The following is a 14,816-nucleotide window of genomic DNA, read 5'->3' on the forward strand; positions in this document are numbered from 1 at the left end:
TATGAAACGTATATTTTTGAATTCTATATTTGTATTGGCTATATTTTGGTTATTTTCTTGTGAAAGAACCATAGATGTAAAACTTGACCAAGGTGAAACATTGCTTGCAGTAGATGGCTGGATTACAGACGAAAACAAACAACAGTCCATTCGTTTGAGTACGACAGCCCCTTATTTCCAAAATGGCAAGCCCCCAGCCATAACAGATGCCATTGTTACCCTTTCAGATAGCGATGGAAACACTGAACAACTCACCCATGCAGGAAATGGTATTTATAATATCAATCAAATTGAAGGTATTGTAGGGAATACTTACAAACTACAAATCAGATGGCAGGGTGAAACATACGAGGCTCAAACTGAAATTACACCCAATGTACCTCAAATTGATTCTATTGTGGTAAAAAAAGAAAAACGTCCCAATATCCCCGCAAGCAAAGGTGAAGGTTATTTTCTGTTCTATAATGGACCCGAAAACGAAGGTGTAGGTGATAATTTTAGGGTAAAAGTGTATAGAAATGACTCCCTCATGAATCGCCCTGATAATATTATTATTGCAGAAGACCAGTTTGTCGATGGTAATTATCTGAGTAATTTAGAATTGAATAACGGAGACCCTTTCAGAGTAGGTGATAAACTAAAAGTAGAAGTATTATCTATCACTCGTGATGCATTTAATTTTTACAATGAACTGATTTTACAAACCCAAAATGGAGGTTTATTTGCCAATCCACCTTCCAATGTTCGTACCAATATACTCAATATCAATCCTAAAGGTAAAAAGGCTGTTGGTTATTTTGGTGGAGCAAGCGTGATTAGTATGTTGGGGAAAATAGAAGGAGATGGACAAGTGATTAAATAAAAGTATACTTTATTCAACAGAAAGCCTTTAAAATAGAGGCTTTCTGTTTTTTAGGTTTATAAAACCAATGGTATACATTCGTGATTACAAATCACGAATAGCGATGTTTTTATTTCTTGAATACATTAGGTTTTACAATAGAATCACAATTACTCTCAGAAGAAAAATCATGAAATTTCTGAAAAAACTTAGATTCTCCTTTTTTAATAACCAGACATTCATTAAAATCCTTTTTATATATAGAATCTCCCACCATTAAGTATTTATCTACTTCTTTGTTAATCCTAAAGATTTTTTTGTATCCTTTGTTAGTTTGAAGCTCATAAACATAGTCACTTTTTATCTTAGATTTTGTTTCAACTATGCCTTTATATTCTTCATGAGTACGTTCTTTGATATATTCACAATCGTGCCTATTTATTTGGATAAGAAAGCCAAAAATTATAGCAACAATAATTAGAAAAATATATTTATTCATAGCAGTAGAAATTAAATTTTTCTCTCGTGTTTAGTATTACTACAAACCTAATTAAAATACAAAATCAGCCATTATAGGCTATTTATATTTGTGTAAATAATTTCCCTAAAGTTTTGACGGATTTCAAATTTCCTATTTATATTAAAATTTTTGGTTTCAATGGTATTACCATTTGTATGAGAAAGGGATAGGATAAAATCACTTTTAAAAATAAGTTTTATTCCAAAAGGACTAAACTCATACCTATTCCATCCAAAGAATTGAATATTACTAATTTTTCTTGTTATGACATCCTTGAAAGAATTTGAATTAGAAAAATCATAATATTCATATTCATAAGAAAACCACATTTCCTCATCAGATTCTATACTTATGCGTTTTTCTATATTTTTATAAAAATCTTCTTCTTGCAAGCATCTAGTGGGTAATTCTTCAAGTGTTACAGCAGGCGATTCCCAATCACTTAAATCTGTTCCTATTACAATAAGTTGGTTAGGCATTTTATTCATCACCAAGCCTAACTTAACATCAATATCTTCTATTCCATCTGAACACATTATTAGAAATAATCTTTCTATTGTATCTCCCAAAAGTCTTTTAAGTATTTCTATATAGTTCATACTCACCTACAATCTTGGGTCAATGTCTTCACTCTCAAGGGCTAGGAGTCCAAAAACACTTTCGTGGGTTTTTCTGAGAGGCTCTTTTCGTACAAAACGCTCCAAAGACTCAATACTCAAAGCAAACTCTCTGAGTGCCAGTGATTGTTTGGCATTCAAGGCTCTGTTTTTCAGGCGTTTTAAATTTTCGGGCAAATCGTACTCTGCACCATAAATAATACGTAAATACTCTTTTCCACGACATTTGATAGCTGGTTGCAGAAAATCAGCTTTTTGGTATGCAATAAAATCGTAAGGTTTTACCACCATTCCCTCTCCTCCTTTGGCAGTGAGTTCGAGCCACCAAGCCACAGCCTCATCGTAGCTGGCATCATCATGGAAATCTACAATTTTATAGGGCGTTTCAACCATAAAAGAAGGGTTATGTTTGCAGATTTCGGCAATTTGTTGCATGTGCCATTCATGGGTTTTATCAATGTGTACTTTGCCCTCTGTTGCCAGAATATGAAAAGGAGCAAGTTTATAATCATCAATGCTGTTTACTTCCCAGCAATACTGCTGATAAGCCTTGATATAATGCTGAACAGCACTATTTTTTGCCTTTATTTTTTCATAAAATTTTTCTACACCTTCAATACCTCTTGCAAGTGTCAGGGCAAGGGCTTTTTCGGCTTCGGGCAGAGCAGCACTGGCAGCAGCCCCTACAGCAGCATATTGCTCTTTGAGCAGGGCTTGGGCTTTGGCAGACCAAGGCATCAGTTCAGTATCAAAACACACCCATTCTGTTTGAAATTTCTTCCAGAAATCAGCTTTATCCAAACACTCTTTTACTCTATTCAAAAAAGCCTTTTCGAGTATCTCATCATTGAAAAAATTTCTACCTGAACGAGTATAACACACTCCTATTCCTTCATTTTCAACACCAAAACGTTTGAGAGCAGCCTCTTCATCTTTACAAAGTACTATCACAGCCCTCGAACCCATGTGTTTTTCTTCGCAAATCACCTTCTGAACGTCTTTTTTCTGGTAATAATCCAAAGCTTCTGTAGGATATTCCAAGTATTCAGGCAAGCTACTAGTGGCACATGGCGACATAGTAGGTGGCAGGTAAATCAGCCATTTGGGATTTACGGCAAATCTACTCATCACTTCCAAAGCAGCGATTGAGTTTTCTTCTCGGATAGTAATATTGCTTCTAAGCCTTGTCTGGATAATTCTTTTGCCTATTACCTCTTCTACATCCAATACATCATCGTATTCTTGTTGAGCATTTAAAGCATTTTCTTCTGATAAAAATGGCTTTCTGGGGGTATAATATTCTTTTTTAGCTTTTACAGATACCAATTGATCTTCGGGATACCTTAACGCTGTGAGCTTTCCACCAAAAACGCAACCTGTATCAATATCAATGGTTCTGTTGAGCCACTCTGCTTCGGGTACAGGCGTATGTCCATAGACTACTTTGGCTTTTCCTTTGTAGTCTTTTGCCCAATTGTAACGAACAGGCAAACCAAATTCATCTATTTCGCCTGTTGTTTCGCCATACATACAAAAAGCCCTGATAGCTCCAGAGCCACGTCCCTGCATTTCTTCTCGGATGCCTGCATGAGCTACTACCAGTCTGCCTTCATCAAATACATAATGGCTTACTAATTTGTATAAAAACTTCTCTAATTTTTGTTTGAATTCGTCTGTTTCTTTTTCAAGTTGCTCAACAGTTGTTTCCAAACCATGTTTGAGTTGTACTTTTTTGCCTGCTAAATGCTTTTGAAGCTTGGAATCGTGGTTTCCACAAACACAATAGGCTGTGCCTGCGTGTACCATGCTCATTACGAGCTTTAAAACACTTGGAGAATCAGGTCCTCGGTCTGTCAAATCGCCTACAAAAACGGCTTTTCGGTTTTCAGGAGGAGTTACAGCAAACCCAAAATTTGTTTCGTCTTCGTCTACTTTTTCAATTTTGTAACCCAACTCTGCGAGGAGTTCTGTCAGTTCCTCGAAACAGCCATGTACATCGCCAATAATATCAAGAGGTGATGTTTCGTGTTTTTTATCGTTGTAAAGTTTTTCACGGATAATATCTTCTACATTTTCTATCTCCTCTACGGTTTTGAGATGATAGACATGCGAAAAACCTTCTTCTTTGATACTTCTAAGGTTCTTTTTGAGTTGTTGTGATTGATTTCTGATGACATGATGTCCAAAATTTCTATCTTCTCTTTTTTTATTTCTTTCTGCACAAACTGATTCAGGAACATCTAAAATAATAGCTATCGGTAAAACATGATAATTTCGGGCTAAATCTATGAGTGTTTTACGAGACTCTCTCTGAACGCTGGTTGCATCAATAACTGTAAGCAAACCATTTTTGAGGCGTTTTCCTGCCATAAAATGAAGCAACTCAAAGGCATCAGGGGTAGCAGCCTGATTGTTTTCATCATCAGAAATTAAGGCTCTACATTCATCAGAAGAGATGATTTCTGTTCTTTTGAAATACTTTTTAGCAAAACTACTTTTTCCAGAGCCAGAAACCCCTATTAAAACCACCAACGACAATTCAGGAACTTTTATATGCATATTTTTTGAGATATTAGATTTGAGACAGTTTGGAAAAAAGAGTATGGAAAAAGGAATAAGGATAAAAAACTCTTTTTTCTTTTTTCCTTCCTCCTTTATCAAAAAAAGAATTTATAACTTATCCTTAAAAACCACTCCTTGGCTGGGTGAGCCTATATTTTCAGCTTCATCACCAATATAAAAAATGGAATAGGTGTAATTATATTTTTCTGAAATCTGCTCTACCCAAGCTTTAAATTCTTCTCTGTTCCACTCGAATCGGTGGTCTTCGTGTCGCATAGTTTCAGCATCCAGTTTTTCCCACATGACATTGTATTCCTGATTGGGAGTAGTGAGTACAATGGTTTTGGGGCGGGCAAACTCAAACAATACTCTTTCAAAAGCTTTGAGTCTGTTAAGTTCCAGATGTTCTATCACTTCTACTACAGCAGCAGCCTCGAAGCCTTCAAAACGTTTATCTCTGTACATCAAAGAACCTTGAAATAATTGTATGCGTTCTTTTTGTTTGGGAGCCATTTCATCATAACGCAGTTTATCTTTAGCCCTCAGTAACTCCTGATATGATACGTCCATCCCTGAAATTTGCGTAATTTGGCTTTCTTTCATCAGGAGTTTAATCAGTTTACCCTCTCCACAACCCAAATCGAGTACTGTGATAGCACCAGATGCTATAATTTTTTCAGAAACCAGTTGCAAACGCTTGTCGTGGAGTGTTTCTCTTTTTACTTTCAGTTCTGTTTGTTCTTCTATTTCAGTACTTTCCAAATCTATTTCTTCTTCTTTCATAATTTGGATGGCTTTTCTAGAAAGACCATACAAGCCCAGCAAATAACGTTGTACAATTTGCTCACGTTCAGGGTGTTCTCTGAGCCACTCACCACCTTTTTCAAGGAGTTTTTCAATTTCACTGTTATCTATAAAATAGTGTTTGTCATTATCCAAAGCAGGAATTAACACATATAAATGTGAAAGCACTTCCTGAGTAGTTTTAAAACCTTTGAGTGTAAGGCTGTAATATCGGCTTTCTCCCCAGTCAAATTTGGTATCAAGAGGGTGTCTTGTAAGGCTTACTTCATAGCCTAATGGCTCAAAAAATTTACGAATAAGCTTTTCACCACCTTTTGGAGAAGGCAATGAAGCAATTGAAATTTCAAAAGGCATTACCACTTCTACCAATTCGGGTTTATCTTTGCATTTGCCATTGAGAGCCGTAGAAAAAGCCTTGGCAATAGCCACACTCATAAATGAAGAAGCCACATAAGGACGATCATTTACGTACTGCCTTAACGAAAAACCATCTCCCATCATATTTTTTGAGCCTCTAACCATATCAATGGGGTCAATATCAAGCATCAACGAAATGGTCGTTCGTTCATCGCTTTTTTCGGGGTAAAAGATATGAGCTTTCCCTACCGAAAGTTCGATGGTCTGGAATTTATCAGGGTGTTTATGAAGCAAATACCCCAAATCAGTAGCAGGGTAATGAGTTGTTGAGATGTTTAAAAGCATTGTTGTTTACAATTATTGCCTTAATCTATAAATTTCTTGGTAAATTTCTAAGGAGTTTGTGTAGTTTCAATATATGGAGAGTTTTTATCCAATACATACCAACCTATTTCTGGTTTAAGGGCTTTGGTTTGTTTGTTTTGAGTCATGCCAATAAACCCAGCTCCAAACTCCATATTTGCCCTTAAATTAATACGAGGGTCTATCCATACAAAATCGAAACTGGAAAGCCCCGAAGGAAAATCTTTAAGTACCAAATTTGAATTATGATAAGCATTTCCTTTCAGAAAAGCATTGCGTATATATTTCTTTTGTCCTCTTATACCAGAATTATTTTTTCTGTCTTCCAAATAAGGATATAATTTTAATATCCAACCATTTATAAGTTTTGGACCGTAGCGTCTAACATTATTTTTAAACATATTTTGCCAAAAATCCACATCAATATTGCCTTTAGAGGCTTCTACAAATTGGTCTAAAATAGGTATCAGGTTATCTACCCATTCATTCAAATCATATTTTCGGAAACCTTCAATTTTGTTTCGTATTTTTACCCAGTCTTCTGTTTTACCTTCCAGTGTAATATAAGGAATACCACAACCATACATTCCATAATTAAAGTATTCTTGCATAGTTTCCATCAGTGTTACCTGATAGGCAATGGTAGCATTGAGGTCTGTTGTACTAAAAGAATCCACTATCAGCCCATAGGCATCTTCTTTGACATACTTTTTGATGCTATCTTGCCACTGAACAATGGCTTCTTCCCAAGGATTTTGTTTACCTTTTTTGAAGTCCTTTGGTACAATATCAAGTCTTTTTTTACCCTGATGAGCCACCAGAAATTTTCTGTATTTGTTGGGGTTTGTGTTGATATGTTTGGAAAATCCTTGGCAAAGTGTTAGCCAAATCATATCAGGAGAAATGACAAATGGATGATGATTGACATAGGCAATCTGCATAGAAGCTACTAAACTACTGGCAGGAACAAGTTTTTTGGTTTTTGCATCTATTCTCGAATAGCCTTCTATACGTTTATTCAAAGCTTTTTCTATGGCTTTTACATACGAAAATTCTTGTTGTAACTTTCTGGTGGTATCTATGGTACACACTCTAAACGAAATACCTGAGTCTGTTTGGATAATTTGAGCATTCTTGGCTTTGTATATCTCTAAACCATCACTTTGTATTTTAGTAGAAAAAGTTCCATCACTTGTTTGATTGCGTTCATAATCTACAACTTCTCTATCTTCTTTTGTTAAAATAGCTTTCTGAGAAAGTTTTGACGTATCTTTTTTTACAGTTTTTTCTTCCTTGGAAGGCTTTGTATTACAAGCCATTATACCAAACATTAATAAAAATAAGATATATGTTTTCATAGTATTCAAACTTTAATATTGAGTCTTCTCAAACTGTTCTAAATTAATTTGCCCTGTATATTCATTGGAAATATTTTTACCCAACCGAACTCTTAATTTAGTTGTAAAATCGCCTTTATAAATGGGAATGGGTATTATTACTAAATATCCTGCTGGTATATTTATGGTATTGGCAACAGTTGCACAAAAACGTTTAAAATCATTATTTTGTATTGATTTCCAAACGCCTTTTTTATCTTGAGCCTCTATTATCAAATCTGGAGTTTCCAAAACTGAGATAGTTTTAGAAGATACATTCTTAATTATCAAAGGATAGCTTTTATATGCTACCATTTTGCTTTTTACATTTTCTGCATTAATCTCTTTTATATCTACTCCTTTAGCTATACCATAATCATAGATATTTTGGGTGGTATCTATCAAAATTTTTATAGCACCTGAATCCATAAGGCTATTTCTTGTTGAGATTTGTTTACTACTATCTTCCAAAAATGCCTCCAAACAACAAAGATGATTAGGTATAAAAATAGTATCCTGTTCTTTTCCTGCATATTTAACATGATAATAAAATAGAGTTTGTTCTTTTTCGATTCTTTCATGTATAGGCATTTTTTTTAGATTTGTTGTATCTATAATAACTGACATTTTGTTCGTTTCCAAAGAATTACAGCTCAATAAAAAGATGAGCAGAAAAAACACAATCACATAAATTTTCATAGTATTCAAACTTTAATATTGAGTCTTCTCAAACTGTTCTAAATTAATTTGCCCTGTATATTCATTAGAAACATTTTTACCCAATCGAACTCTTAATTTAGTGGTAAAATCCCCTTTGTAAATAGGAATGGGTACTATAATTATATGATTAGGTAACCATTTAGCTATTGAACCTGCTGTACCACATCCAAATCTAATCATCTTTTTTTCCGTTATCCAATTGCCTTTGGAGTCTTGGGCTTCCATACTTAAATCAATATCATTCCCTACATAAAAATCATTTTTTGTTTGGTTCTTGATGATTAATGGATAGCATGGAAATGTTGTTTTCGTTAAATCTTGATTAGGTATTATCACTATTACTCTTAAAAAGGATTTAGAATATATCCTTCTGTTGGTATCTATGAATAGGTTTGTTTTTAAAGAATCATCAAAACTAAAAGCATTTTGAGGCAAGGATGGCAAGTATGTTTCTTGAAATTTACGTTTATTAGATGTGTCTGGCAATAATATAGTATCCTTTATTTGCCCCACATACATAATTCGATAATCAAAAAACTGCCTATAGCTACTATCCAGTTTTTCAATTTTTGTTAGATGTAGTTTTGTGGTGTCTAGTACCACAGGCATTGTATTTTTTTGGTGTGGTGACTTGCAAGTTGCTAAAAGTCCAACAAATAATATTAAAATCAGATAAATTTTCATAGTTCATAATCATTTGATTTTAAGAAATTTCTTATTTCTTTTTCTTCTTTTTGGGGTCTTTGATTTGTATATTCATCATCTCCATCATTTCTAACATCATATCAAAATCTATCATGTTCTTGTCATCTATATCTGTATTTTTTAGTCTTTTTTTGACAATGGCTACATCATCAGCTTCCATCACCATAGTTTTAAGCGAAAGTACTTCATCTTTCATGCCTTTTTCTTCTTGCTTCACCTTCCTTTCAAAATTTTTCTGTCCTGCCCATTCCATCATAGGCGAAAAATTTGCGAAGCGTTTGAGGTGTATTTGGTCTTCTAAATCTTTGATTTGCTCATTGAGATGCACAATGTAGAGTTTGATTTGCTCCTCAGCAATGGCATCAAGTTTATTTTCTCCCTCTTGGGCATATTTGATATGCAAATTGAGCAATGCAAACACATCATTTTGCTCGTAAGCAGTGGTTACTTGGTGCATCAGCTCTGTTTTTTCTTGCTTTTTATCATCATTATGTTCCAAATCTGGGTGCAAAATTTTTGCCAAGTCTGTATAAAGAGCTTTTACAGTTTTATTCAATATTTTATTTTGTTCAGCTTCTTTTTGTTCTTTTTCTAATTGTTTGGGTGTTTTCTTACGTTTTGCCTGTTTTTCTTCTTGTTTTTTCTGCAATTCTTCTGCTTGCTCTGCCATAGATGCCATAAAACTATTGGGATCGTCCAAATCTACGTTCTCAAAATCAAAACCAAACTTTTCAGCTTGTTTCTTCATCATGTTTTTCTGCATTTCTTTTGCTTTTGCTCGTTCTTCTTCAAAAGAAAGTGTATCTGTATGCATATTATAAAGTTCTATGGCTCTTGGCGTTTCTTCATTTTCTAAAACGATAGACATATACTCACAAATAACCGTTGAAATTTTCTTTTTTTCTGCTTTTGTAAATTGATTATCAAAGAAATAATTATTCAACTTTTCAGCAAATTCCATACGAATTTTATTAGATTCTTTGATAAGCGGAAAAATAGATATTGTAAGTCTTTTACGTAAAAAAATCTCATGTTCTTCTATCAAATTAAGCAGAAGTTTTAACTCATCTATTTGTTTAATCTTCTGATTAAAGCTGGTTTGTGTTTTAGAAAGCTGATTTTGAACTTGCTGAGTAATAATGGGTAGAGCCATTGGATGATATTTAATAAGATAATGAGATTGTTATGGATTTACAATCGATTCATAGACAATATCTTGTATTTTTCGGCGTGTATGTTGACGTACTATTCGAGGGTTGTCGTTAGGGTGTACCCGATTAGAAAGAAATATAATAATCAGCTCTTTTTCAGGCTCTATCCACGCTACTGTACCTGTATAACCTGAATGCCCATACGATTTATCTGTGGCATATTTAGAAATATAACCATAAATCGCATTTTTATCAGGTTTATCCCAACCCAAACCTCTTCTATTGAGGCTATCTGTCTGAGATGTAAATAATTGTATTGTCTCTGGAACAAGATAACGAATACCTCCATAATACCCTCCTTGCATATTCATTTGAAAGAGTTTAGCTAGGTCATTGGCATTACCAAATAAACCTGCATGCCCACCTACTCCCCCCAACATAGCAGCCGTAGGGTCGTGTACTGTACCTCTCAGAAGCTCTCTTCTAAAATATTTATCATTTTCAGTGGGTACAATCTCATCAGCTTTAAAGCACTCTAAAGGTTTATAACACAAACTATTAGCTCCTAAAGTAAGATAAAAATTATTACGTAAAAACTTATCCAAAGGTTCATTAAGTTGCTTTTCGGCTATGCGTTTGAGTATAAAAAAACTCAAATCGCTGTATTCGTAAGGGTAACGTTTGCCCTTTTTCTTGAGCATATCAGAGTCTATTGTCCATTTCCATATCAAATCTTCCATGTCTTTTCGAGCAAACAAACTTGGTGCAACTTGTAATGAAAATGTATCATCTGGTGCATATCTATAAAACTTGGGAGAAGGTTCTCTTAATTTTCCAAAAGTTTTTCTGAAAAATAAAATATATGGTTGTAAACCCGCCTGATGCAAAATAATGTCATGAACAATGATATTCTTCTTGTTGCTTTTTTCAAGTTCAGGAAGATACACAGAGGCTTTCAGCGATAAATCCAATTTCCCAACATCAAATAAAAACATCAAGGCTTGTGTTGTACCTGCAACCTTACTGATAGAGGCTAAATCATAAATACTCTGGGTTGTTACTTTTTGTTCACCCTGATAATCAAAATGACCATAAGCTTTTTCCCAAATTACTTTTCCTTTTCTGGCTACAAGCACCTGACAACCAGGGAATACCCTGTTGATGATAGCACTTTTGATGAGTGTATCCATTTTTTGAAGTGTATCGGTACTCATACCTACACTTTCAGGACTAAAACCATACTGCAAACGCATCACAGAAGCACTTTGTATGCCTGTACCAGCCTTGATGCCATTTACAGAAACAGGCAAAGTACCTTTTACACCTATTGCCCCAAAAATCATTTGAGGAATGTACTTAATTGTAAAAGCATTTTCTTCGTAGGCTATGATGGCATTACGGGTATTTGGGAAGAATTTTAAGGCATACGGATTGCCAAACAAACACAATAAGTTTTTAGGATGCTTTTTCTGTAAATCTGCTACCAAACGAATGGTTGCTGAATCTATCCCAAATTTTTTAGTAGCAAGTCTGCTCATTCCAAAAACAGAGATAATGAGTGTTTTTGAACTATCTAATTTATCAATGGTTTGGAGACGAGTTTCGATATTGTATGTCTGTGGACTGATACTAAAACGCTTTATATCAGTGTATTTACTTAAAATATCGTGGTAATAATTTGCATCTTTTTCTTGAGCATTGATACAAACGGAAGCTATTTGATATTTATCCAAATACTTGAAAGGTAATAAACTATCCTGATTTTGTGGGATGGTTACAGCATTTTCATAAATTTTTTCTAAAAGTGTATAGTACTCTCTTTTGTGTAAGTCTTTTTGAATGTTTTGTAATTCAATAGGTTTATATTCATGCAAACCTAGTTGATATTTAGCTCTCAAGATTTTTTTTACTCTGTTTTCAAAATCTTGAGGCTTAATTTTTTTCTTTTTTAATATTTTTTTAATGGCTTTAACAGCAATAGGCACATCACCCGAAAAAAGCAATACATCATTTCCTGCAAGCAAAGCAAGAACATCCACTTCACCTGGTTTAAAGAAACTGCTTACACCTTTCATATTCAAAGCATCTGTAAATATCAATCCCTTAAAATTCATTTTCTTGATAAGCAAATCAGTTACAACTGCCGAAGAAAGTGTTGTAGCATAATTGGGGCGTTTTTCGTAAGCAGGAATGTTTAAATGAGCCACCATCATGCCTTGTACGCCTGCTTCAATAAGTTTTTGAAAAGGATACAACTCCAAACTATCCAAACGCTGAACATCATGTTTGAGCACAGGCAAAGCATAATGCGAATCGGCATCTGTATCCCCATGCCCCGGAAAATGCTTTGCCACAGCCATCACACCATTTTTTTGCATACCTTTCATGTAGGCTATTCCTTTTTGGGCTACTTTTTCTTTATTTTCACCAAAAGAACGAAACCCAATCACAGGATTATTAGGATTGCTATTAATATCTACGACAGGAGCAAAGTTGACATGAATTCCCAACCTCTTACATTGGTCAGCTATTTGGCTACCCATTTCTTCAATGAGGCTATCTTCTTTGATAGCACCAAGTGTGATTTGATAAGGATATGAAATGGTACTATCTAATCGCATACCCAGTCCCCATTCGCCATCAATAGCAATAAGCAAAGGTATTTTGGCTTTAGTATGATAACGGTTGGTTAATTCGGCTTGTTTATAGGGCGTTCCTTGAAAAAAAATCAGCCCACCCACATGATGCTCTTTTACAAGATGATCTATTTCTTTATAATGATTTTCATCTTTGTTAGAATAGGCTGCAACCATGAAAAGTTGTCCTATTTTTTCATCCAAACTCATGGTTTTATAAACGCTATCTACCCACTGCTCTTGTTTAAAGTAATTTATAGGGTTTACAAAAAGTGTTCTTTCTTGTGGTGAAACCTGAGGTTCTATATAATTGGATAAATGATAAACAATTGGTAATAATGCAAATAAAATTAGTTTTCTATACATAATAATTCAGGCAAAATATTCAAAATAAAGTCGTGATATGTTTAAAATTTTATAAATGAATGTGTGAATAAATATTTAAAAACTCAATCATTCATAGCTCATTCATTTTTTATTTTATTTCTTCATAATCTGTGTATTCTCCGCCCTGAAACGATTTTTTCTTATTTTTTTCTTCAGGAATAAAAACTTTCATTGTTCCTGCTTTTTCGGGTTTTTGGGGTTTAGACTGTGGTTTTTCACCACTACTTTCTTTCAGAAATTGTAATATTTTACCTAATACGCTTGAGAGAAAATACACCAATAAAACGATGATTAATAATGTTTTCCACATAAATTTTTTCTAATTTATTTTCCAATCCAATCAAAAGCTTTTTTGAGCGAATCACCCAAAAATACATTTAAAATCTCTACCAAAATCAAAATAATAATAATCCATTCCAGTCTGGAACTTTCTCGGTGTTGAAGTAAATCTGTAAACAATACCAAGTTTTCTTCAACAATTCGCAAACGATAGTCCAAATCTTTGAAACGAGGGTTTATATCGAATGTTTCTTTGAGTTGTTTGTTAATTTTTTCAAGTTCTTCATTATCCCAAACAATATTGGGATCATCCAAAATATACAAATTATCTATGATACTATTTTTAATATTTTTAATTTTTCCAATCAGTTTAAGTAAGTTTTTTTTAGAAATTTTTACTTTACCAAACTGTTCAAGTTCATCAATATGCTTTTTACTACTCTTAAGCATTTCAAGGCTCAAGGAGTCATAATAATCTAAAGATACTGATTGAGCTACATTGAGTGTGATAATCCGAATGGTATCATATTCTAAATGAGACAGAGTAATAGAATTATTTTTTACAATTGGTTTTCGAATGGTAGCATCCAAGTGAATGGTAAAATCCTCATTTACATCAGTATTGATATATCCTTGCGAAAATTGGCTCAAAAACTTGATAAACTCATTTTTTTCTGCGATTTCATAGCCTACAAAAACCACTACTCCATGCCCAAAAACATGGATAAATCGCTGTTTATCATCTACATAAAAAGCATCCCAAATTGTTGCATATATAGGTACTTGTACATAACTTGCCCTAAATTGTTTCAAATTGATGGTTTCTGCGATTTGGTGCGACTCTAAGAGCATATAGTTTTTTCCAAAATTAGCCATTTATCACTTAATCTACAAAATTAGCTATAAGTAAGTTTGGAGACTGTGGGTATTTTTACTAAATTTCAATCCTTAATTTCCGAAAAATGATAGAAGAACGCCAGTTTATCACCTCTTATAAATTTTATGCCAACGAAGAGTTTTTAACAGAATCTGAAAGAAAACTCATTCAAAAAGCCAAATCTATTAGTGAAAAAGCTTATGCCCCTTATTCCAATTTTTTAGTTTCAGCTTGCCTGCAATTAGAAAATGGAGAAATAGTAGAAGGCGTAAATCAAGAAAATGCTGCTTACCCTTCAGGGCTTTGTGCTGAAAGAGTGGCATTTTTCAGTGCTGGAGTACTTTATAAAGATGTTAAAATATTGCAGGTGGCTATTGTCGCAAAAAAACGTGATGGAAAGTATAATTTTACCCCTCCTTGTGGCTCTTGTAGACAAGTGATGTTGGAGTTTGAACAACGCCAAAACAGCCCAATTGAAGTGCTTTTAATAGATGCTGAAGGGAAAATTTTCAAAATTCCTTCTATTGCTCAACTGCTTCCTTTTTCGTTTGAAGCAAGCAATTTACTTTAGTTTCAATAACTTCTCTTAAATATTTTTCAATAAAATTTATTTTCTATTTG

General features: G+C 33.9%; 13 protein-coding genes. 2 read left to right on the top strand and 11 right to left on the bottom strand.

Translation table 11 applies throughout. From position 1 onward, the window contains the following. The first annotated feature begins 1 nt into the window (after nt 1). A complete protein-coding gene (locus AD998_15005) occupies nt 2-862 on the top strand; it encodes a hypothetical protein (protein ID KOY87284.1) in 861 nt (286 codons plus the stop codon). Between the two features lie 109 nt (nt 863-971). Here the strand turns inward: AD998_15005 and AD998_15010 are convergent, their stop codons facing one another. From AD998_15010 to AD998_15060, 11 genes are all read right to left on the bottom strand, one after another. After that, nucleotides 972-1,340, bottom strand: a complete 369-nt coding sequence (locus AD998_15010; protein KOY87285.1) for a hypothetical protein — start codon at nt 1,338-1,340, stop codon at nt 972-974. Between the two features lie 71 nt (nt 1,341-1,411). Then, the gene (locus tag AD998_15015; protein ID KOY87286.1) at nt 1,412-1,960 is read right to left on the bottom strand and encodes a hypothetical protein; all 549 of its coding nucleotides are present in this window, start codon (nt 1,958-1,960) and stop codon (nt 1,412-1,414) included. A 6-nt stretch (nt 1,961-1,966) separates the two neighbouring features. Continuing rightward, nucleotides 1,967-4,537: a polynucleotide kinase-phosphatase gene (locus tag AD998_15020; protein ID KOY87287.1), complete on the bottom strand. Its 2,571-nt coding sequence runs from the start codon at nt 4,535-4,537 to the stop codon at nt 1,967-1,969. A gap of 111 nt (nt 4,538-4,648) precedes the next feature. Then, nucleotides 4,649-6,046: a methyltransferase type 12 gene (locus tag AD998_15025; protein ID KOY87288.1), complete on the bottom strand. Its 1,398-nt coding sequence runs from the start codon at nt 6,044-6,046 to the stop codon at nt 4,649-4,651. A 47-nt stretch (nt 6,047-6,093) separates the two neighbouring features. Then, the gene (locus tag AD998_15030) at nt 6,094-7,395 is read right to left on the bottom strand and encodes a hypothetical protein (GenBank protein KOY87289.1); all 1,302 of its coding nucleotides are present in this window, start codon (nt 7,393-7,395) and stop codon (nt 6,094-6,096) included. A gap of 39 nt (nt 7,396-7,434) precedes the next feature. Further along, nucleotides 7,435-8,139: a hypothetical protein gene (locus AD998_15035; protein KOY87290.1), complete on the bottom strand. Its 705-nt coding sequence runs from the start codon at nt 8,137-8,139 to the stop codon at nt 7,435-7,437. A 12-nt stretch (nt 8,140-8,151) separates the two neighbouring features. Further along, a complete protein-coding gene (locus AD998_15040) occupies nt 8,152-8,844 on the bottom strand; it encodes a hypothetical protein (GenBank protein ID KOY87291.1) in 693 nt (230 codons plus the stop codon). A 31-nt stretch (nt 8,845-8,875) separates the two neighbouring features. Continuing rightward, nucleotides 8,876-10,018, bottom strand: coding sequence for a hypothetical protein (locus AD998_15045; GenBank protein KOY87292.1), 1,143 nt, complete (start codon nt 10,016-10,018; stop codon nt 8,876-8,878). Between the two features lie 30 nt (nt 10,019-10,048). After that, complete coding sequence (locus tag AD998_15050; protein KOY87293.1) at nt 10,049-13,018, bottom strand: hypothetical protein; 2,970 nt, start codon at nt 13,016-13,018, stop codon at nt 10,049-10,051. A 109-nt stretch (nt 13,019-13,127) separates the two neighbouring features. Continuing rightward, complete coding sequence (locus tag AD998_15055; GenBank protein ID KOY87294.1) at nt 13,128-13,349, bottom strand: hypothetical protein; 222 nt, start codon at nt 13,347-13,349, stop codon at nt 13,128-13,130. A 14-nt stretch (nt 13,350-13,363) separates the two neighbouring features. After that, nucleotides 13,364-13,861 (bottom strand): hypothetical protein, encoded by a 498-nt coding sequence (locus tag AD998_15060; protein KOY88228.1) that lies wholly within the window; start codon nt 13,859-13,861, stop codon nt 13,364-13,366. A 419-nt stretch (nt 13,862-14,280) separates the two neighbouring features. Between AD998_15060 and AD998_15065 the strand changes: the two genes are divergently transcribed. Beyond that, complete coding sequence (locus AD998_15065) at nt 14,281-14,766, top strand: hypothetical protein (protein ID KOY87295.1); 486 nt, start codon at nt 14,281-14,283, stop codon at nt 14,764-14,766. The last annotated feature ends 50 nt before the right edge of the window (nt 14,767-14,816 follow it).

Source organism: bacterium 336/3 (assembly GCA_001281695.1).
GTDB lineage: Bacteria > Bacteroidota > Bacteroidia > Cytophagales > Thermonemataceae > Raineya.

Coding starts and splice junctions, on each gene's coding strand:
- AD998_15005 (KOY87284.1), top strand. CDS start 2: ATGAAACGTATATTTTTGAATTCTATATTTGTATTGGCTATATTTTGG.
- AD998_15010 (KOY87285.1), bottom strand. CDS start 1,340: ATGAATAAATATATTTTTCTAATTATTGTTGCTATAATTTTTGGCTTT.
- AD998_15015 (KOY87286.1), bottom strand. CDS start 1,960: ATGAACTATATAGAAATACTTAAAAGACTTTTGGGAGATACAATAGAA.
- AD998_15020 (KOY87287.1), bottom strand. CDS start 4,537: ATGCATATAAAAGTTCCTGAATTGTCGTTGGTGGTTTTAATAGGGGTT.
- AD998_15025 (KOY87288.1), bottom strand. CDS start 6,046: ATGCTTTTAAACATCTCAACAACTCATTACCCTGCTACTGATTTGGGG.
- AD998_15030 (KOY87289.1), bottom strand. CDS start 7,395: ATGTTTGGTATAATGGCTTGTAATACAAAGCCTTCCAAGGAAGAAAAA.
- AD998_15035 (KOY87290.1), bottom strand. CDS start 8,139: ATGAAAATTTATGTGATTGTGTTTTTTCTGCTCATCTTTTTATTGAGC.
- AD998_15040 (KOY87291.1), bottom strand. CDS start 8,844: ATGAAAATTTATCTGATTTTAATATTATTTGTTGGACTTTTAGCAACT.
- AD998_15045 (KOY87292.1), bottom strand. CDS start 10,018: ATGGCTCTACCCATTATTACTCAGCAAGTTCAAAATCAGCTTTCTAAA.
- AD998_15050 (KOY87293.1), bottom strand. CDS start 13,018: ATGTATAGAAAACTAATTTTATTTGCATTATTACCAATTGTTTATCAT.
- AD998_15055 (KOY87294.1), bottom strand. CDS start 13,349: ATGTGGAAAACATTATTAATCATCGTTTTATTGGTGTATTTTCTCTCA.
- AD998_15065 (KOY87295.1), top strand. CDS start 14,281: ATGATAGAAGAACGCCAGTTTATCACCTCTTATAAATTTTATGCCAAC.